The following is an 18551-nucleotide window of genomic DNA, read 5'->3' as shown; positions in this document are numbered from 1 at the left end:
CTTACTCCGTTAAAAAAAACGATTAAACGCTGAAAAAACGTTCATTTAAATTTCACTCAGGGAATAAAACGTCACTTTTCGGCCAGTCTCGCAGAACCTGTGCATTCGACTGGTATCACGCCCGCGAAATCCCTATAATTGCCGCGTTTGACGCTCCGGCGTCGTCCTTCCTTAACATCCAGGTTAATCAGGTCGCTAAATTTATGACTGATAAGTCTCATCAGTGCGTCATTATAGGCATCGCCGGCGCATCGGCTTCAGGTAAAAGTCTAATTGCCAGTACGCTTTATCGCGAACTGCGTGAACAAGTAGGTGATGAGCATATCGGCGTCATTCCCGAAGACAGCTATTACAAAGATCAATCCCATCTGTCGATGGAAGAACGCGTCAAAACCAACTATGACCACCCCAATGCGATGGATCACAGCCTGCTGTTCCAGCATTTAGAAGCGCTTAAGAGCGGCCAGGCGATTGAGCTGCCCGTTTACAGCTACGTAGAACACACCCGCACTCAGGAAACCATCCGCATTGAGCCGAAAAAGGTCATTATCCTTGAAGGCATCCTGCTGCTGACCGACGCCCGCCTGCGTGAATCCATGAACTTCTCGATTTTCGTTGATACCCCGCTGGATATCTGCCTGATGCGCCGCATCAAGCGCGACGTGAATGAACGTGGGCGTTCGATGGACTCCGTTATGGCGCAATACCAGAAAACGGTCCGCCCGATGTTCCTGCAGTTTATTGAGCCATCCAAACAATACGCCGATATCATCGTGCCGCGCGGGGGTAAAAACCGCATTGCTATTGATATCTTAAAAGCGAAAATCAGCCAGTTTTTTGAATAAGCCGCGTGAATTGTGTACCGTTCAGAGATAACCTGGTTTTACCCTGAGCGCTTACCGCTTCAGGGTACGATGCATGAAAGGAGAAAGTGCCATGCGTCTTTGTGATCGCGATATAGAAGCCTGGCTGGATGAAGGCCGTTTGTCTATTACCCCACGTCCACCAGTTGAGCGTATCAATGGCGTGACCGTTGATGTACGGTTAGGTAATAAATTCCGCACCTTTAGCGGCCATACCGCACCGTTCATTGACCTTAGCGGGCCGAAGGACGAAGTCAGCGCCGCGCTCGATCGCGTGATGAGTGACGAAATCGTTATCGACGAGGGCGAAGCCTTTTATCTGCACCCAGGTGAACTGGCCCTGGCGGTGACGTTTGAATCCGTCACCCTGCCTCCTGACCTGGTCGGCTGGCTTGATGGCCGTTCTTCGCTGGCACGACTGGGACTGATGGTCCACGTGACCGCGCACCGTATCGATCCAGGCTGGTCGGGGCGTATCGTACTGGAGTTCTTCAACGCCGGTAAATTGCCGCTGGCGCTGCGCCCGGGGATGATGATCGGCGCGTTGAGCTTTGAACCGCTGTCAGGCCCGGCAGATCGTCCTTATAACCGTCGGCAGGACGCAAAATATCGCGACCAGCAGGGCGCGGTTGCCAGCCGTATTGATAAAGACTGATCGTTAGCCCATTGAGGATGCCATGAGAAGAGTTCTGACAACGCTGATGATTTTGCTGGTGGTGCTGGTGGCCGGCCTTTCGGCGTTGGTTCTGCTGGTTAACCCCAACGATTTCCGCGCTTACATGGTGCGGCAGGTCGAGGCACGCAGTGGTTATCAACTGAAGCTTGACGGGCCGCTGCGCTGGCACGTCTGGCCGCAGCTCAGCATTCTCTCTGGCCGCATGTCGCTTACGGCACCGGGGGCGTCCCAGCCGCTGGTCTCTGCAGACAACATGCGCCTTGATGTGGCGCTGTTCCCGCTCATTTCCCATCAGCTGCAGGTTAAACAGGTGATGCTGAAAGGCGCGGTGATTCAGCTCACCCCGCAATCCGAAGCCGTGCGCGATGCAAATGCGCCGGTTGCGCCGCGCGAAAATACCCTGCCTGATGAGCCGTCTGATACAGGCTGGTCCTTTGATATCGGCAAGCTGAAAGTGGCCGATAGCGTGTTGGTTTTCCAGCATGAGCACCAGGAGCAGGTGACCGTTCGCAACATTAACCTGCAGATGGAACAGGACGATCACCATCTTGCGTCGGTGGCGTTTAGCGGGCGCGTGAATCGCGATCAGCGTGATTTGACCCTGTCGCTGAATGCCAGCGTCAATGCCTCAGACTATCCGCACCAGCTCACCGCTGACATTCAGCAACTGGACTGGCAGCTGACGGGGGCCGATCTTCCCACTCAGGGGATCACCGGGCAGGGAACGCTGCAGGCCGTCTGGCGCGAAGAACAAAAGCAGCTGGAGCTGGATAATCTCAACCTGCAGGCAAATGACAGTAGCCTGAAGGGGCAGGCGAGCGTTACGCTCGAAGAGAAGCCGAAGTGGGTGCTGAATCTGCAGTTTGACAAGCTCAATCTGGAAAACCTGCTGCCGCCGCTGCCAGCCAGCGCCACCGACAGCGATGCCACGCAGACGGGGCAAAGCCAGGCACCGGTATCGCGTCCGGTTATCTCGTCTAATCTTGATCAACCTGACTATAACGCCCTGCGCGGATTCACGGCGGATATTCTGCTGAAAGCCAATAGCCTGCGCTGGCGCGGTATTGATTTTACCGACGTGAGCAGCCAGATGTTTAACCATAACGGTTTGCTGGTGATCTCCGAACTGAGCGGTAAGATGGGCGCAGGGAACCTCTCGCTGCCCGGCACGCTGGATGTCCGTAAAGACGTTGCCAGCGCGGAATTCCAGCCGCGTCTCGACAACGTTGAGATAGGTACCATCCTGAAAGCGTTTAACTACCCGATATCCCTGACGGGTCAGTTGACGCTAGCGGGTGACTTCTCAGGCACGAAAATTGATGCCGATGCTTTCCGCCGCGAGTGGCAGGGGCAGGCGCATCTTGATCTGAAAAACTCCCGTATGGAAGGGCTTAACTTCCAGCAGCTGGTGCAGCAGGCGGTTGAGCGCAGCAGCGATGTGAAAGCGCAGGATAACTATGACAGCGCCACGCGCTTCGACAGCTTCACCGCGGACCTGACGCTGGACAACGGACAACTTTCTCTCGACGGAATGCAGGGCACCTCTTCACTGTTATCAATGACGGGTGACGGTAAGCTGGATCTGGTGAAAGAGACGGCGGACACGCGCTTTAACGTGCGGGTACTTTCCGGCTGGCAGGGTGAGAGCAAGCTCATCGACTTCCTGAAAGAGACGCCGGTCCCGCTGACCGTATATGGCAAATGGCAGGCCCTGAATTACAGCCTGCAGGTGGATCAGATCCTGCGTAAGCATCTGCAGGATGAAGCGAAACGTCGGCTTAGCGGCTGGGCGGATCGTAATAAAGATTCGCAGGACGGCAAGGATGTGAAGAAACTGCTGGATAAGCTGTGATGCCTGTTGCGCCGGGTGGCGGCTTCGCCTTACCCGGCCTACAAAAAACGAACATCGTAGGCCGGGTAAGCGGAGCGCCACCCGGCTTTTTTATACCTCAAAATCCAGTTCTTCCTCATCCCGCAGCGGAATGAGCTGAACCTTCTGCACGCGATGGTTTTCAATCTGCAGGGTTTTCAGCAGATAGTCGCCCACCTGAACCTCTTCCCCCGGCTGCGGGATACGCTGCAAATACTCCATCAGCAGACCGGCAATGGTGTGATATTCCCGCTTTTCATCCAGCGGCAGCGGGACATATTGCACCAGATCTTCCAGCGGCATATGGCCGTTAGCCGTCCACGAACCGTCTGCGTTTTTCTGAATGTCGTGGCGGGCATCAATCTCATCCACCTCGTTTGGCAGATTACCGGCGATGGTTTCCATTACGTCGCTGAGCGTGACCAGTCCTTCCACCGAACCAAACTCATCCACCACAAAGGCAAAGTGCGTGCGCGCGTTACGGAATTGCTCAAGGGCGGAGAGCAGCGGTAGCCCCTCCGGGAAGACCAGCGGCTGGCGTACCAGGATGCGGAGATTGAGCGGCTCGCCGTGCAGCTGCTGCTGGAGCAGGTCAATAACGTGCACCACGCCCAGCAGCTCCTCTTCCTCTTCACCGCCGGTCACCACCACGCGGGTGTGCTGGTTTTTATCCAGCAGGGCGCGAATGTGCTCTTCCGGTGCCGTCAGGTCGATATGTTCAATGTCATGTCGTGAGGTCATGATGCTGCTGACCGTCCGCTGGTTCAGATTGAGCACCCGCTCGATCATCCGCCGTTCCTGCGGATCAAAGATCAGCCCGTCGCTGTGGTCGGCCAGCATGGCTGAGGATTCGGCGTCCAGCTCCGCATCCTCTTTCTTACCGCTTAACAGGCGCATAACCGTGTCTGCCGTACGCTGGCGCAGGGTCTGATTCGCGGACAGGAAGCGGCGGCGGTTAAATATCGCCAGCTGGTTAAGCGCTTCAATCATGACGGAGAACCCGATGGCGGCATACAGGTAGCCTTTCGGAATATGGAAGCCAAAACCGTCGGCCACCAGGCTAAAGCCAATCATCAGCAGGAAGCTCAGACAGAGGATGACGATTGTCGGGTGACTGTTCACAAACCGTGTGAGCGCCTTGCTGGCCATCACCATCAGGGTGATGGCGATAATCACCGCGGCCATCATCACCGCAAGGTGGTCCACCATCCCGACGGCGGTGATCACCGAGTCCAGGGAGAAGACCGCATCCAGCACCACGATCTGCGCTACCACCGGCCAGAATTTCGCCCCGCGGCGCTGGGTTGGGTTCTCGCTGTCTTTGCCTTCCAGCCGCTCGTTGAGTTCCACGGTGGCTTTGAACAGCAGGAACAACCCGCCGAAGAGCATGATGAGATCGCGTGCGCTAAAACTCAGACCGTGAATGGAGAACAGTGGCTGAGTGAGCGTGACCAGCCAGGAGATAGAGGCCAGCAGCAGCAACCGCATCACCATCGCCAGCAGCAGACCCGTCACGCGCGCGCGGTCGCGCTGGGAAGGGGGCAGTTTTTCAGCGAGGATGGCGATAAAGACCAGATTATCAATCCCGAGCACTAACTCGATGACGACCAGCGTAACCAGCCCGGCCCAGATTGAGGGATCGGCAATCCATTCCATAGTAATAGTAATACCTTCTGTTATATGACGAATGTCACACTTCGATCATGGATAAAGCTGGGGGAAATTGCAATGCCGGGCTGAGATTTCTCTTAATACGAGGGGTAAAAAAGAGAGCATTCTCAACAGGGTGTAAATAAGCGAAATACGTATATTTAATTACAAAGAAAGCATTTTAGGATATATCGCAGATAATGGTTTTTAGTCTCTTTTTGTCAATATAAAGAAATTCCTAAAAGGTCAAAAATTTGCTCTTAATATTAATCTTAAAAACTGATATTAGGACAGTTGTCTCCTTGCCTGCTATTAGGTTAGCTGCAACAATTCTCCCAGCATCAAATGTTAAATCTCGGTGTTGCTATTAATGTTCGGTCTTCAGGGGTGGTTATTCATTATCCGTCTGGTTTCTCAAGCGGCTGATATATTTCCAGAAGACCTTGCTCAAGAGGGTGTCTATCCATAACACATTGTTTAGTCAGTGGATTGGTAACTGAAAGCCAAGGGCGGTAGCGTGCCTGAAAGCGTGTGAATCAGCCCCGATTATTCTGTCAATAGCCAATGGATGAATAAGCTTTTTTTAGGACTGATGCCAGTTATATTTCTATTTGATTAACTGCATGCTGAAACCCAATACGACTCGAGCTTATTTAAATTGCACAGGGTAATTACTCTGCCAAAGTGATAAATAATCAATGATGAAATCCAAAATGAAATTGATGCCATTATTGGTGTCTGTGACCTTGATGAGTGGTTGCACGGTCTTTCCCGGCAGCAATATGTCAACAATGGGTAAGGATGTGATCAAGCAACAGGATGCCGATTTTGATCTCGACAAAATGGTGAATGTTTATCCACTTACGCCTCGTCTGGTCGAACAATTACGTCCACGTCCGAATGTTGCCCAGCCGAATATGTCGCTGGACCAGGAAATTGCGTCCTACCAGTACCGCGTGGGGCCGGGTGACGTGATCAACGTGACCGTCTGGGACCACCCGGAACTGACCACGCCAGCGGGCCAGTACCGCAGCTCAAGCGACACCGGTAACTGGGTGCAGTCAGATGGCACCATGTTCTATCCCTACATTGGTAAAGTCCATGTTGCAGGGAAAACGCTTGCCGAGATCCGTAGTGATATTACCGGCCGCTTAGCGCAGTACATCGCCGATCCGCAGGTGGACGTTAATATCGCCGCATTCCGCTCGCAAAAAGCCTATATCTCCGGCCAGGTGAACAAATCCGGCCAGCAGGCCATCACCAACGTTCCCCTGACCGTACTGGATGCCATTAACGCCGCGGGCGGGTTAACCGACGGCGCCGACTGGCGCAACGTGGTGCTCACCCACAACGGGAAGGAGCAGCGCATTTCGCTGCAGGCGCTGATGCAAAACGGTGATCTGACCCAGAACCGTCTGCTCTATCCGGGCGACATTCTCTACGTGCCGCGCAATGACGATCTGAAAGTCTTCGTGATGGGTGAAGTGAAGAAACAGAGCACCCTCAAAATGGACTTCAGCGGTATGACCCTGACCGAAGCGCTGGGCAATGCTGAAGGTATCGATCTGACGACCTCTAACGCGACCGGTATCTTCGTGATCCGTCCGCTTAAAGGTGAGGGCAGTGCGAAAGGCAAGATTGCCAACATCTACCAGCTGGATATGTCCGATGCGACCTCTCTGGTGATGGCGACGGAGTTCCGTCTTCAGCCATACGATGTGGTGTACGTCACCACTGCGCCGGTTGCCCGCTGGAACCGTCTGATCAACCAGTTGCTGCCAACCATCAGTGGCGTTCGCTACATGACGGATACGGCGCGCGACATTCATACCTGGTAATCCGCGATGTTTAACAAAATTCTGGTGGTATGCGTGGGGAACATTTGCCGTTCCCCCACGGCTGAACGGCTGTTGAAACACTACCAGCCCGAACTGACCGTTGATTCGGCAGGGCTGGGTGCACTGGTCGGTAAAGGTGCCGATGAGCGCGCTACGAGCGTGGCGCGGGATCATCACCTCTCTCTCGACGGCCACGTGGCCCGCCAGGTCACTGGCCGCATGTGCCGGGAGTATGACCTGATCCTGACGATGGAAAAACGCCATATTCATGCGCTGTGCGAGATCGCTCCGGAGATGCGCGGCAAGGTGATGCTGTTTGGTCACTGGGACAATGAACGTGAAATCCCCGATCCGTATCGCAAAAGCCATGAGGCCTTTGAGGCGGTTTACACCTTACTTGACCAGTCTGCCCAACAGTGGGCGCAGGCACTGAAAGTTCAGCAGGGATAACAATGACAGAAAAAACAAGACCTTCTGCCGCCCCGATTTCGGGCAGTGATGAAATTGATATTGGGCGCCTGGTCGGCACTGTTGTAGAGGCAAAGTGGTGGGTGCTTGGCATTACCGCCGTATTTGCCGCGGCGGCCGTCGTCTACACGCTGTTCGCCACCCCTATCTACAGCGCCGACGCGCTGGTGCAGATCGAGCAGAATACCGGCAACTCGCTGGTGCAGGACATCGGTTCCGCGCTGGCGAACAAGCCGCCGGCATCCGACGCCGAAATTCAGCTCATCCAGTCACGTCTGGTGCTGGGTAAAACGGTTCACGACCTCGGGCTCGATATCTCCGTCACCAAAAATACCTTCCCGGTCTTTGGTGCCGGCTGGGATCGTCTGATGGGGCGAAGCAACGACACGGTGAAAGTGACTGACTTCGTGCTGCCGAAAGGGGCTGCCGATCAGACGTTTACCCTGACGGTGCTTGGTCCGAAACAGTACCAGCTAACCAGCGACGCAGGTTTTAGCGCGCGCGGTGAAGTAGGGCAGATGCTGACCAAAGACGGCGTCAGCATGATGGTCAGCGCGATCAACGCCCAGGAGGGCGGTGAATTCACCGTCACCAAATTCTCCACGCTGGGGATGATCAACAATCTGCAGAACAACCTGACCGTCACCGAAAACGGTAAGGACACCGGCGTGCTGAGCATGACCTTTACCGGTGAAGATAAGGATCAGATCCGCGACATCCTGAACAGCATTACCCGCAACTATCTTGAGCAGAACGTTGAGCGTAAATCGGCGGAAGCGGCGAAAAGCCTGGCCTTCCTTGCGAAACAGCTCCCGGAAGTACGCGGCCGTCTGGATGATGCCGAGAACAAGCTGAACGCCTACCGTCAGGATAAAGACTCCGTTGACCTGCCGCTGGAAGCGAAATCGGTCCTCGATTCGATGGTTAACATTGATGCGCAGCTCAACGAGCTGACCTTCAAAGAGGCGGAGATTTCCAAGCTTTATACCAAACGTCACCCGGCCTACCGCACGCTGCTGGAGAAACGCCGTACGCTGGAAGAAGAGAAAGCGAAGCTCAATGACCGCGTGACCGCGATGCCGAAAACGCAGCAGGAGATCGTGCGTCTGACCCGCGACGTGGAGTCCGGACAGCAGGTTTACATGCAGCTGCTGAACAAGCAGCAGGAGCTGAAAATCACCGAAGCCAGTACCGTGGGTGACGTGCGCATCGTCGACCCGGCTATTACCCAGCCTGGCGTACTGAAGCCGAAGAAAGCGCTGATCATTCTCGGCAGCATTATTCTCGGCCTGATGCTCTCCATCGTGGGCGTGCTGTTGCGTTCCCTGTTCAACCGCGGTATCGAAAGCCCGCAGGTGCTGGAAGAGAGCGGTATCAACGTCTATGCCAGCATTCCGCTGTCTGAGTGGCAAAAATCCCGTGACAGTGTCAAAACCATCAAGGGCGTTAAGCGTTACAAACAGAGCCAGCTGCTGGCGGTGGGTAACCCGACCGACCTCGCTATCGAAGCGATCCGTAGCCTGCGTACCAGTCTGCACTTCGCCATGATGCAGGCCAAAAACAACGTCCTGATGTTAACCGGCGTTAGCCCGTCAATCGGTAAAACCTTCGTCTGCGCCAACCTGGCGGCGGTGGTCAGCCAGACCAACAAGCGCGTGCTGCTGATCGACTGCGATATGCGCAAGGGCTATACCCACGAACTGCTGGGCACCAACAACGTTAACGGCCTGTCGGAAATCCTGCTCGGCAAAGGCGACATTAGCCAGAGCGCGAAACCAACAACGGTGCCGAAATTTGACCTGATCCCACGCGGTCAGGTGCCGCCTAACCCGTCCGAGCTGCTGATGAGCGAACGCTTCACCGAGCTGGTGGAGTGGGCGAGCAAAAACTACGACCTGGTGCTGATCGATACGCCGCCAATTCTGGCCGTGACCGACGCGGCCGTTGTTGGCCGCCATGCGGGTACCACGCTGATGGTAGCGCGTTACGCGGTGAACACCCTGAAAGAGGTGGAAACCAGCCTGAGCCGCTTCGAGCAGAACGGCATTGAGGTGAAAGGGGTGATCCTGAACTCCATCTTCCGCCGCGCGACCGGGTACCAGGATTACGGGTATTACGAGTACGAATATAAGTCTGACAGTAAATAAAAAAACACACCCCACACCCCTCACCCTAACCCTCTCCCCAAAGGGGAGAGGGGACTGTTCGGTGCTGGATTTGGGGGACGAACGTAATGATAACCACTGGCTGCCTTTCACCCTCTCCCCTTTGGGGAGAGGGCCGGGGTGAGGGGAAAAAATGACCACACAACGCCCTTTAGTTTCAATCTATATGCCGACATGGAATCGTCAGCAGCTGGCGATCCGCGCAATCAAGTCGGTGTTACGTCAGGATTACGATAACTGGGAGCTGATCATCGTTGATGACTGCTCTTCCTCGTATGAACAGCTGCAAAAGTTTGTGACTGACCTCAACGACCCGCGGGTGGTCTATACGCATAACGCCATTAACTCCGGCGCATGTGCGGTGCGTAATCAGGCGATTATGCAGGCCAAAGGGCAGTATCTGACCGGTATCGACGACGATGACGAATGGACGCCGAACCGTCTGTCTATCTTCCTGTCGCATAAAGAACAGCTGGTTACGCACGCTTTTCTGTATGCCAACGACTATGTCTGCCAGGGCGAAGTTTACTCGCAGCCCGCCAGCCTGCCGCTGTATCCGAAATCACCTTATTCTCGCCGCCTGTTCTACAAGCGCAACATTATTGGTAACCAGGTCTTCACCTGGGCGTGGCGTTTCAAAGAGTGCCTGTTCGATACCGAACTCAAGGCCGCGCAGGATTACGATATCTTCCTGCGCATGGTGGTGGAATACGGTGAACCGTGGAAAGTGGAAGAGGCCACGCAGATCCTGCACATCAACCACGGGGAGATGCAAATCACCTCCTCGCCGAAAAAGTTCTCCGGCTACTTCCATTTTTACCGCAAGCATAAGGACAAGTTTGACCGTGCCAGCCGCAAATATCAGCTCTTTACCCTCTATCAGATCCGCAATAAGCGCATGAACTGGCGCACGCTGCTGACGCTGCTTTCCGTGCGTAACGGCAAGCGCCTGGCTGACGGGCTTCGGGGGAAATAATGTTTCTGGAAGATTGCCGCGCTAACAGCTGGAGCCTGCGTCCGTGCTGCATGGTTCTGGCGTACCGCATCGCGCACTTTTGCTCGGTGTGGCGTAAGAAAAACGTCCTGAACAACATCTGGGCGGCACCCGTGCTGGTGCTGTATCGCATCATCACCGAATGCTTTTTTGGCTATGAAATCCAGGCCGCTGCCACCATTGGCCGCCGCTTTACCATCCACCACGGCTATGCGGTGGTGATCAACAAGTTCGTGGTCGCCGGGGATGATTTCACCATTCGTCATGCGGTCACCATTGGCAACCGTGGGCCTGACAGCCTGGCCTGCCCGGTCATCGGCAATAACGTCGAGCTGGGGGCGAACGTGGTGATCATCGGTGACATCACGATTGGTAATAACGTCACGATTGGTGCTGGCAGCGTGGTGCTGGACAGCATTCCGGATAACGCGCTGGTGGTGGGAGAAAAAGCCCGCGTGAAGGTGATTAAATGAACATTCTGCAATTTAACGTACGCCTCGCAGAAGGCGGAGCGGCAGGCGTGGCCCTGGATCTGCACCAGCGCGCGCTGCAAAAAGGACTTCAGTCGCGTTTTATTTATGGCTACGGCAAAGGCGGCAAGAAAAGCGTCAGCCACGATAACTTCCCGCAGGTGCACAAGCACACGCCGCGTCTGACCTCGATTGCCAACATCGCGCTGTTCCGCCTGTTTAACCGCGATCTGTTTGGCAACCTGAACAATCTTTACCGCACGGTGACCCGCACCACGGGCCCGGTTGTGCTGCATTTTCACGTGCTGCACAGCTACTGGCTGAATCTGGAAGAGGTGGTGGCGTTTTGTCAGAAGGTGCAGGCCCACAAGCCCGACACCCGCTTTGTCTGGACGCTGCACGATCACTGGAGCGTAACCGGGCGCTGCGCGTTTACCGACGGTTGCGAAGGCTGGAAAGATAACTGCCAGAAGTGCCCGACGTTAAGCAACTATCCGCCGGTGAAGGTGGATCGCGCGCATCAGCTGGTGGCCGGAAAGCGTCAGCTGTTCCGCGACATGCTCTCGCTCGGCTGTACGTTTATCTCTCCAAGCCAGCACGTGGCCGATGCCTTCAACAGCCTGTACGGGGCAGGGCGCTGTCAGATTATCAACAACGGCATCGACGTGGCGACGGAAGCCATTCTTGCGGAGCTGACCCCGGTGGCGGAAACCGCAGGCAAACCGAAAATCGCTATAGTAGCGCATGACCTGCGCTACGACGGTAAAACCAACCAGCAGCTGGTGCGCGACATGATGGCGCTGGGGGACAAGATAGAGCTTCATACCTTCGGCAAGTTTTCACCGTTCGAAGGGGCCAACGTGGTGAACCACGGGTTTGAGACCGACAAGCGCAAGCTGATGAGCGCGCTGAATGAAATGGACGCGCTGGTGTTCAGCTCCCGCGTGGATAACTACCCGCTGATCCTCTGCGAAGCGCTCTCAATCGGCGTGCCGGCGATTGCCACCCACAGCGATGCGGCGCGTGAAGTGCTGGAAAAATCCGGCGGGAAAACCTTCACGGAGCAGGAGGTCCTGCCCCTGGTACAGCTGCCGAAGGCGCAGATTGCTGAGATCGTTTTTGGCACTGACCTGGAATCGTTCCGCAACCGCAGCCGCAAGGCCTACAGTGGACAACAGATGCTGGAGGAGTATGTCTCGTTCTATCAGAGTCTGTAGTTATCTGCTGCTGCCGCTGATCTACCTGCTGGTCAACGTCAAAATTGCCCAGCTCGGCGAAAGCTTCCCGATAACCATCGTGACCTTCTTGCCCGTTCTGCTTCTGCTGTATGTCGATAAAATCAACCTGAAGAAGCTGATGATTGCCTTAGGGCTGGGCACGGGACTGACGCTGTTTAACTACATCTTTGGCCAGTCGCTGGATGCCAGTAAATACGTTACGTCAACCATGCTGTTTGTTTATATCGTCATTATTATCGGTATGGTCTGGAGTATTCGGTTTAAAACTATTTCTCCACACAATTATCGGAAAATCCTTAGGTTCTTTTATATTGCCGTTGCGTTAATTGTTATGCTTGCCGCACTGGAGATGGCGCAAATTATTCTGACCGGTGGCAGCAGCCTGATGGAGATAATTTCGAAATATCTCATTTACAGTAACAGCTATGTATTGAACTTCATCAAGTTTGGCGGGAAGCGTACTACAGCCCTCTATTTTGAACCGGCGTTTTTCGCTCTGGCGTTAATCTCAATTTGGCTCAGCATCAAACAGTTTGGTATCAAAACGCCTAAGACCGATGCTATGATTCTTGCAGGAATTGTTCTGTCTGGATCGTTCTCAGGGGTAATGACATTTATCCTGTTTTACCTGCTGGAGTGGGCGTTCCAGTACCTGAACAAAGATGCGATTAAGAAAAAACTGCCGCTGGCGATTATCTCTCTGACGGTATTTATGGTAGGCGTGATATTTGCCTTCCCGTACATCTCAGAACGTCTGGGTGATTTGGGAACGGAAGGGTCTTCGTCCTATTATCGCATCATTGGACCACTGGTGATGGTGGGTTATTCATTAACCCATATTGATGGGGTAGTAAGATTCGGCTCACTTTACGAATATGTTGCATCATTCGGAATCTTTAACGGTGCGGATGTCGGTAAAACCATAGACAATGGTCTGTATCTGTTAATTATTTATTTTTCGTGGTTCGCCGTACTGTTGACCCTGTGGTATCTGTTTAAAGTTTTCAAAATGATGATTAACGCGTTTGGTGATAACCAGAACTTTCGCGTTCAGCTTTATCTTTTTACTCCGGTGTCGCTGTTTTTTACCGGGTCAATATTTAGCCCGGAATATGCTTTCTTGATTGTCTGTCCGTTTATTCTGCGCAAGGCGCTTAATATTACGAACGTATGACGAAATGAGGTGATTTATGTTTCTTAGCGTCATTACTGTCGCTTTTCGTAATTACGAAGGGGTGGTAAAAACCTGGCGCTCGCTGCGCAACCTGGCGCGCGATCCAAGCCTCACCTTTGAGTGGATTGTGGTCGACGGCGGCTCGAACGATGGCACGGCGGAGTTTCTGGAAAAACTCAACGGTGAGTTTAACTTACGCTACATCAGCGAGAAAGATAAAGGCATCTACGATGCGATGAATAAAGGCATCAACATGGCACAAGGCCGTTATGCCATCTTCCTGAATTCGGGTGACATTTTCCATGATGACGTGGCGCTGTTTGCCCGTCAGCTGGCGCGCCAGAAAGAGGATGCCATGTATATTGGCGATGCACTGCTCGATTTTGGCGACGGACATAAAGTGTGCCGTAGCGCGAAGCCAGGCTGGTATATCTATCACAGCTTACCGGCCAGCCATCAGGCTATTTTCTTCCCGGTAAAAGGTCTGAAAAAACAGCCTTACGATTTGCAGTATAAAGTGTCTTCCGATTATGCACTGGCTGCCAGCCTGTACAAATCAGGTTACCCGTTCCGTCGAATTAAAGGGCTGGTATCTGAATTCTCAATGGGCGGCGTGTCAACGTCTAATAATCTGGAATTGTGCCAGGATGCCAAAAACGTACAGCGTAAAATATTACGCGTGCCGGCATTCTGGGCGGAATTGTCTTATTTATTACGCGTGCGCACCACGGGTAAAACGAAAGCCTTATATAACAAAGCCTGAATATAAGGAAACGTAATGCAGGATCTGAAAGGTTTCTCCGTACCGAAAGGTTTTCGGGGCGCGGGCGGTATTAAAGTGCAGCTGTGGTGGGCCGTTCAGGCCACCTTATTTGCCTGGTCTCCACAAATACTGTACCGCTGGCGAGCATTTTTATTGCGCCTGTTTGGCGCAAAAATAGGAAAAAACGTAGTCATCAGACCTTCGGTAAAAATTACCTATCCGTGGAAATTAACGCTTGGGGATTACGCCTGGGTAGGGGATGACGCGGTGTTATATACCCTGGGCGAGATTACGATTGGCGCAAATTCGGTGGTTTCACAGAAATGTTATTTGTGCACCGGCAGTCACGATTTTATGAGTCAGCATTTTGATATTACCGCTTCGCCTATTGTGATTGGCGAAAAATGCTGGCTGGCAACGGATGTTTTTGTTGCACCGGGTGTTTCTGTTGGCGATGGCACGGTAGTCGGTGCCCGCAGCAGCGTTTTTAAATCGCTATCGGCAAATAAAGTTTGCCGTGGCAACCCCGCAGTGGTGATACGCGAACGCGTTGAAACTGATTAAATTCATAAGTAGAGGAATATAAACATGTCTAAAGTCGCTCTCATCACCGGCGTTACCGGGCAGGATGGTTCTTACCTGGCAGAGTTCCTGCTGGAAAAAGGTTATGAAGTGCACGGTATTAAACGTCGTGCGTCTTCTTTCAACACCGAACGTGTGGATCATATCTATCAGGATCCTCACGCGGCGAACCCGAAATTCCACCTGCACTACGGCGACCTGACCGATACCTCCAACCTGACCCGTATCCTGCAGGAAGTGCAGCCGGATGAAGTGTACAACCTGGGCGCGATGAGCCACGTAGCGGTCTCCTTCGAGTCCCCGGAATACACCGCTGACGTTGATGCCATGGGTACGCTGCGTCTGCTGGAAGCGATCCGCTTCCTCGGCCTTGAGAAGAAAACTCGCTTCTACCAGGCATCCACCTCTGAGCTGTACGGTCTGGTGCAGGAAATCCCACAGAAAGAGACCACGCCGTTCTACCCACGCTCTCCGTATGCGGTAGCAAAACTGTACGCCTACTGGATCACCGTGAACTACCGTGAATCCTACGGCATGTACGCCTGTAACGGCATCCTGTTCAACCACGAATCTCCACGTCGTGGCGAAACCTTCGTGACCCGCAAAATCACCCGCGCTATCGCCAACATCGCGCAGGGTCTGGAGTCTTGCCTGCACCTCGGCAACATGGATTCCCTGCGTGACTGGGGCCATGCCAAAGACTACGTGAAAATGCAGTGGATGATGCTGCAGCAGGAACAGCCAGAAGACTTCGTAATTGCGACCGGCGTGCAGTACTCCGTACGTCAGTTCGTTGAAATGGCCGCGGCACAGCTGGGCATCAAACTGCGCTTTGAAGGTACCGGCGTGGAAGAGAAAGGTATCGTTGTGTCCGTGACCGGCCACGACGCACCGGGCGTGAAGCCAGGCGACGTGATTGTGCAGGTTGACCCGCGCTACTTCCGTCCTGCTGAAGTAGAAACCCTGCTGGGCGACCCAACCAAAGCGCACGAGAAGCTGGGCTGGAAACCAGAAATCACTCTGCAGGAGATGGTTTCCGAGATGGTTGCCAAAGATCTTGAAGCAGCGAAAAAACACTCCCTGCTCAAGTCTCATGGCTACGAGGTTGCCATCGCGCTGGAGTCCTGAGAATGACAAAACAACGTATTTTTGTCGCCGGTCATCGCGGAATGGTGGGTTCCGCGATTGTGCGCCAGCTCGAGCAGCGCGGTGACGTAGAAGTGATTGTCCGCACCCGCGACGAGCTGAACCTGCTCGACAGCCGTGCGGTACAGGACTTCTTTGCTAACGAACGCATTGACCAGGTGTATCTGGCGGCGGCGAAGGTGGGCGGCATTGTTGCCAACAACACTTACCCGGCGGATTTCATCTACGAGAACATGATGATCGAGAGCAACATCATTCACGCGGCGCATCTGCACAACGTGAACAAGCTGCTGTTCCTCGGCTCATCCTGTATATACCCGAAAATGGCGAAGCAGCCGATCGCCGAAAGCGAGCTGCTGCAGGGCACGCTTGAAGCAACCAACGAGCCGTACGCGATTGCCAAGATTGCCGGGATCAAGCTGTGCGAGTCCTATAACCGTCAGTACAACCGCGACTATCGTTCGGTGATGCCGACCAACCTGTACGGACCGCACGACAATTTCCACCCGAGCAACTCGCACGTGATCCCGGCGCTGCTGCGCCGCTTCCACGAGGCGACCGCCGAGAACGCACCGGACGTGGTGGTGTGGGGCAGCGGTACGCCGATGCGTGAATTCCTGCACGTGGACGACATGGCTGCCGCCAGCATTCACGTGATGGAGCTGGATCGCGAGGTGTGGCAGGAGAATACCGAGCCGATGCTGTCGCATATCAACGTCGGTACCGGCGTGGACTGCACCATTCGCGAGCTGGCGCAAACCATCGCGCAGGTGGTGGGTTACAAAGGTCGCGTGGTGTTTGACGCCACCAAGCCGGACGGTACGCCGCGCAAGCTGCTGGACGTGACCCGTCTGCATCAGCTGGGCTGGTATCACGAGGTGTCACTGGAGCAGGGACTGGCCAGTACCTACCAGTGGTTCCTGGAAAACCAGCACCGCTTCCGGGGGTAACGATGTTTTTAAGTCAGGAAGATTTTGCCACGGTAGTGCGTTCCACTCCGCTCATCTCAATTGATTTGATCGTGGAGAACGAACGCGGCGAGTTCTTGCTGGGGAAACGAACCAACCGTCCTGCACAGGGCTTCTGGTTCGTGCCCGGCGGGCGCGTGCAGAAGGATGAGACGTTGAGCGATGCGTTTGAGCGTCTCACTCTGGCGGAACTGGGCCTGCAGTTGCCGATGGCGGCGGGCCAGTTTTACGGGGTCTGGCAGCACTTCTATGACGATAACTTTTCAGGCACCGGGTTCACCACGCACTACATCGTGCTGGGGTTCCGCCTGAAGGTGAGTGAGGCAGACCTGCGTCTGCCTGATTCTCAGCATGACGACTACCGCTGGCAGACGCCAGAGGCGCTGCTGGCCAGCGACAATGTGCACGACAACAGCCGTGCCTATTTCCTGGCCGATCGTCAGTCCGGAGTGCCGGGCTTATGAAAATTTTAGTGTACGGAATCAACTACTCGCCGGAGCTAACCGGCATCGGGAAATACACCGGCGAGATGGTCGAGTGGATGGCGAGCCAGGGACATGACGTGCGGGTCATTACCGCGCCGCCGTACTACCCGGAATGGAAAGTCGGGGAGCGCTACTCAAGCTGGCGCTACCGTCGCGAAGAGGGTGCAGCGACCGTCTGGCGCTGCCCGCTGTATGTGCCTAAGCAGCCCTCGACGCTGAAACGGTTGATTCATCTCGGCAGCTTTGCCCTGAGCAGTTTCTTCCCGCTGATGGCGCAGCGCCGCTGGAAGCCGGATCGCATCATCGGCGTGGTGCCAACGCTGTTTTGCACGCCGGGCATGCGCCTGCTGGGCAAACTCTCCGGCGCGCGCACCCTGCTGCACATTCAGGATTATGAAGTTGACGCCATGCTGGGCCTGGGGATGGCAGGCAAAAGCAAGGGCGGCAAGGTGGCTAAGCTCGCCAGCGCGTTTGAGCGCAGTGGCTTACACAACGTGGATTACGTCTCAACGATTTCGCGCTCGATGATGAACAAGGCGCAGGAGAAGGGCGTCCCGGCGGAAAAGGTGATCTTCTTCCCGAACTGGTCCGAAGTGGCGCGTTTTCGCGACGTGACTGAGCAAGACGCTCAGGCGCTGCGCGCGCAGCTTGGCTTGCCTGAAGATCAAAAAATCATTCTTTACTCAGGCAACATCGGCGAAAAGCAGGGGCTGGAGAGCGTGATTGAAGCGGCCCAACTGCTGAACCAACATCCGTGGACGTTTGTGATTGTCGGGCAGGGTGGTGGAAAAGCGCGGCTGGAAAAAATGGTCGGCGAACGCGGCCTGACCAACGTGAAATTTTTCCCGCTTCAGTCTTACGAGGCACTGCCTGCGCTGCTGAAGATGGGTGACTGCCATCTGGTGGTGCAAAAACGCGGTGCCGCGGATGCGGTGCTGCCGTCCAAGCTGACCAACATTCTGGCAGTGGGCGGCAACGCGGTGATTACGGCAGAAGCCGAAACAGAATTAGGCCAGCTGTGTGACAGCTATCCGGGCATTGCCGTGTGCGTGGAGCCGGAATCGGTCCCGGCGCTGGTCACCGGAATTGAGCAGGCACTTGCCATGCCAAAAGTGAACACGGTGGCACGTGAATATGCCGAACGCACGCTCGAGAAAGAGAACGTGCTGAGCCAATTTATTGCAGATATACGGGGATAAAT

At 54.6% G+C, this 18551-nt stretch carries 17 protein-coding genes; 16 read left to right on the top strand and 1 reads right to left on the bottom strand.

What is annotated here, in order from left to right; genetic code table 11:
• Positions 1-203 precede the first annotated feature (203 nt).
• From udk to asmA, 3 genes are all read left to right on the top strand, one after another.
• Positions 204-845, top strand: a complete 642-nt coding sequence (gene udk, locus GXP72_RS15215) for a uridine kinase (RefSeq protein WP_008500855.1) — start codon at positions 204-206, stop codon at positions 843-845.
• A gap of 91 nt (positions 846-936) precedes the next feature.
• Positions 937-1518 carry a dCTP deaminase gene (dcd, locus tag GXP72_RS15210; protein WP_023312408.1) on the top strand — a complete coding sequence of 194 codons (582 nt, stop codon included), beginning with the start codon at positions 937-939 and terminating at the stop codon, positions 1516-1518.
• A 22-nt stretch (positions 1519-1540) separates the two neighbouring features.
• On the top strand, positions 1541-3391 hold the full coding sequence (gene asmA / locus GXP72_RS15205; protein ID WP_208763065.1) for an outer membrane assembly protein AsmA: 1851 nt from the start codon (positions 1541-1543) through the stop codon (positions 3389-3391).
• A 90-nt stretch (positions 3392-3481) separates the two neighbouring features.
• Here the strand turns inward: asmA and GXP72_RS15200 are convergent, their stop codons facing one another.
• Positions 3482-5065, bottom strand: a complete 1584-nt coding sequence (locus GXP72_RS15200) for a TerC family protein (protein WP_061714793.1) — start codon at positions 5063-5065, stop codon at positions 3482-3484.
• Positions 5066-5757: 692 nt separating this feature from the next.
• On the opposite strand from GXP72_RS15200, the gene GXP72_RS15195 reads away from it, so the two are divergent.
• The 13 genes from GXP72_RS15195 (at position 5758) to wcaI (ending at position 18549) form a co-directional block, all read left to right on the top strand.
• Positions 5758-6897 carry a polysaccharide export protein gene (locus GXP72_RS15195; RefSeq protein WP_014170829.1) on the top strand — a complete coding sequence of 380 codons (1140 nt, stop codon included), beginning with the start codon at positions 5758-5760 and terminating at the stop codon, positions 6895-6897.
• 6 nt (positions 6898-6903) lie between these two features.
• Positions 6904-7347: a low molecular weight protein-tyrosine-phosphatase Wzb gene (gene wzb / locus GXP72_RS15190; RefSeq protein WP_024908109.1), complete on the top strand. Its 444-nt coding sequence runs from the start codon at positions 6904-6906 to the stop codon at positions 7345-7347.
• A 2-nt stretch (positions 7348-7349) separates the two neighbouring features.
• Positions 7350-9512: a tyrosine-protein kinase Wzc gene (gene wzc, locus GXP72_RS15185; protein ID WP_024908108.1), complete on the top strand. Its 2163-nt coding sequence runs from the start codon at positions 7350-7352 to the stop codon at positions 9510-9512.
• Between the two features lie 151 nt (positions 9513-9663).
• A complete protein-coding gene (gene wcaA / locus GXP72_RS15180; RefSeq protein ID WP_023312403.1) occupies positions 9664-10506 on the top strand; it encodes a colanic acid biosynthesis glycosyltransferase WcaA in 843 nt (280 codons plus the stop codon).
• Positions 10506-10997, top strand: a complete 492-nt coding sequence (wcaB, locus tag GXP72_RS15175; RefSeq protein WP_023312402.1) for a colanic acid biosynthesis acetyltransferase WcaB — start codon at positions 10506-10508, stop codon at positions 10995-10997. The genes wcaA and wcaB overlap by 1 nt, the downstream gene beginning before the upstream one ends.
• The gene (wcaC, locus tag GXP72_RS15170) at positions 10994-12211 is read left to right on the top strand and encodes a colanic acid biosynthesis glycosyltransferase WcaC (RefSeq protein WP_208763064.1); all 1218 of its coding nucleotides are present in this window, start codon (positions 10994-10996) and stop codon (positions 12209-12211) included. Before wcaB ends, wcaC begins: the two co-directional genes overlap by 4 nt.
• The gene (wcaD, locus tag GXP72_RS15165; RefSeq protein WP_024908105.1) at positions 12186-13406 is read left to right on the top strand and encodes a colanic acid polymerase WcaD; all 1221 of its coding nucleotides are present in this window, start codon (positions 12186-12188) and stop codon (positions 13404-13406) included. The genes wcaC and wcaD overlap by 26 nt, the downstream gene beginning before the upstream one ends.
• A gap of 16 nt (positions 13407-13422) precedes the next feature.
• Entirely contained in the window at positions 13423-14169 is a 747-nt protein-coding gene (wcaE, locus tag GXP72_RS15160; protein ID WP_024908104.1) for a colanic acid biosynthesis glycosyltransferase WcaE, read from the top strand.
• Positions 14170-14184: 15 nt separating this feature from the next.
• Positions 14185-14733 (top strand): colanic acid biosynthesis acetyltransferase WcaF, encoded by a 549-nt coding sequence (gene wcaF / locus GXP72_RS15155; RefSeq protein ID WP_024908103.1) that lies wholly within the window; start codon positions 14185-14187, stop codon positions 14731-14733.
• A 24-nt stretch (positions 14734-14757) separates the two neighbouring features.
• On the top strand, positions 14758-15879 hold the full coding sequence (gene gmd, locus GXP72_RS15150; protein WP_014884502.1) for a GDP-mannose 4,6-dehydratase: 1122 nt from the start codon (positions 14758-14760) through the stop codon (positions 15877-15879).
• Positions 15880-15881: 2 nt separating this feature from the next.
• On the top strand, positions 15882-16847 hold the full coding sequence (locus GXP72_RS15145) for a GDP-L-fucose synthase (protein ID WP_024908102.1): 966 nt from the start codon (positions 15882-15884) through the stop codon (positions 16845-16847).
• A gap of 2 nt (positions 16848-16849) precedes the next feature.
• Positions 16850-17329: a GDP-mannose mannosyl hydrolase gene (locus tag GXP72_RS15140; RefSeq protein WP_024908101.1), complete on the top strand. Its 480-nt coding sequence runs from the start codon at positions 16850-16852 to the stop codon at positions 17327-17329.
• On the top strand, positions 17326-18549 hold the full coding sequence (wcaI, locus tag GXP72_RS15135) for a colanic acid biosynthesis fucosyltransferase WcaI (RefSeq protein WP_024908100.1): 1224 nt from the start codon (positions 17326-17328) through the stop codon (positions 18547-18549). The genes GXP72_RS15140 and wcaI overlap by 4 nt, the downstream gene beginning before the upstream one ends.
• The last annotated feature ends 2 nt before the right edge of the window (positions 18550-18551 follow it).

It is taken from the genome of Enterobacter sp. SES19 (assembly GCF_011765665.1).
Classification (GTDB): Bacteria; Pseudomonadota; Gammaproteobacteria; order Enterobacterales; family Enterobacteriaceae; genus Enterobacter; species Enterobacter pseudoroggenkampii.
The sequence above is the reverse complement of the archived record's forward strand: the minus strand, read 5'-3'. Positions and strand labels throughout refer to the sequence as shown.

Coding starts and splice junctions, on each gene's coding strand:
- GXP72_RS15145 (WP_024908102.1), top strand. CDS start 15,882: ATGACAAAACAACGTATTTTTGTCGCCGGTCATCGCGGAATGGTGGGT.
- wcaA (WP_023312403.1), top strand. CDS start 9,664: ATGACCACACAACGCCCTTTAGTTTCAATCTATATGCCGACATGGAAT.
- GXP72_RS15200 (WP_061714793.1), bottom strand. CDS start 5,065: ATGGAATGGATTGCCGATCCCTCAATCTGGGCCGGGCTGGTTACGCTG.
- wcaE (WP_024908104.1), top strand. CDS start 13,423: ATGTTTCTTAGCGTCATTACTGTCGCTTTTCGTAATTACGAAGGGGTG.
- wcaD (WP_024908105.1), top strand. CDS start 12,186: ATGTCTCGTTCTATCAGAGTCTGTAGTTATCTGCTGCTGCCGCTGATC.
- wcaB (WP_023312402.1), top strand. CDS start 10,506: ATGTTTCTGGAAGATTGCCGCGCTAACAGCTGGAGCCTGCGTCCGTGC.
- wcaC (WP_208763064.1), top strand. CDS start 10,994: ATGAACATTCTGCAATTTAACGTACGCCTCGCAGAAGGCGGAGCGGCA.
- wcaF (WP_024908103.1), top strand. CDS start 14,185: ATGCAGGATCTGAAAGGTTTCTCCGTACCGAAAGGTTTTCGGGGCGCG.
- GXP72_RS15195 (WP_014170829.1), top strand. CDS start 5,758: ATGATGAAATCCAAAATGAAATTGATGCCATTATTGGTGTCTGTGACC.
- dcd (WP_023312408.1), top strand. CDS start 937: ATGCGTCTTTGTGATCGCGATATAGAAGCCTGGCTGGATGAAGGCCGT.
- wzc (WP_024908108.1), top strand. CDS start 7,350: ATGACAGAAAAAACAAGACCTTCTGCCGCCCCGATTTCGGGCAGTGAT.
- wzb (WP_024908109.1), top strand. CDS start 6,904: ATGTTTAACAAAATTCTGGTGGTATGCGTGGGGAACATTTGCCGTTCC.
- asmA (WP_208763065.1), top strand. CDS start 1,541: ATGAGAAGAGTTCTGACAACGCTGATGATTTTGCTGGTGGTGCTGGTG.
- wcaI (WP_024908100.1), top strand. CDS start 17,326: ATGAAAATTTTAGTGTACGGAATCAACTACTCGCCGGAGCTAACCGGC.
- GXP72_RS15140 (WP_024908101.1), top strand. CDS start 16,850: ATGTTTTTAAGTCAGGAAGATTTTGCCACGGTAGTGCGTTCCACTCCG.
- udk (WP_008500855.1), top strand. CDS start 204: ATGACTGATAAGTCTCATCAGTGCGTCATTATAGGCATCGCCGGCGCA.
- gmd (WP_014884502.1), top strand. CDS start 14,758: ATGTCTAAAGTCGCTCTCATCACCGGCGTTACCGGGCAGGATGGTTCT.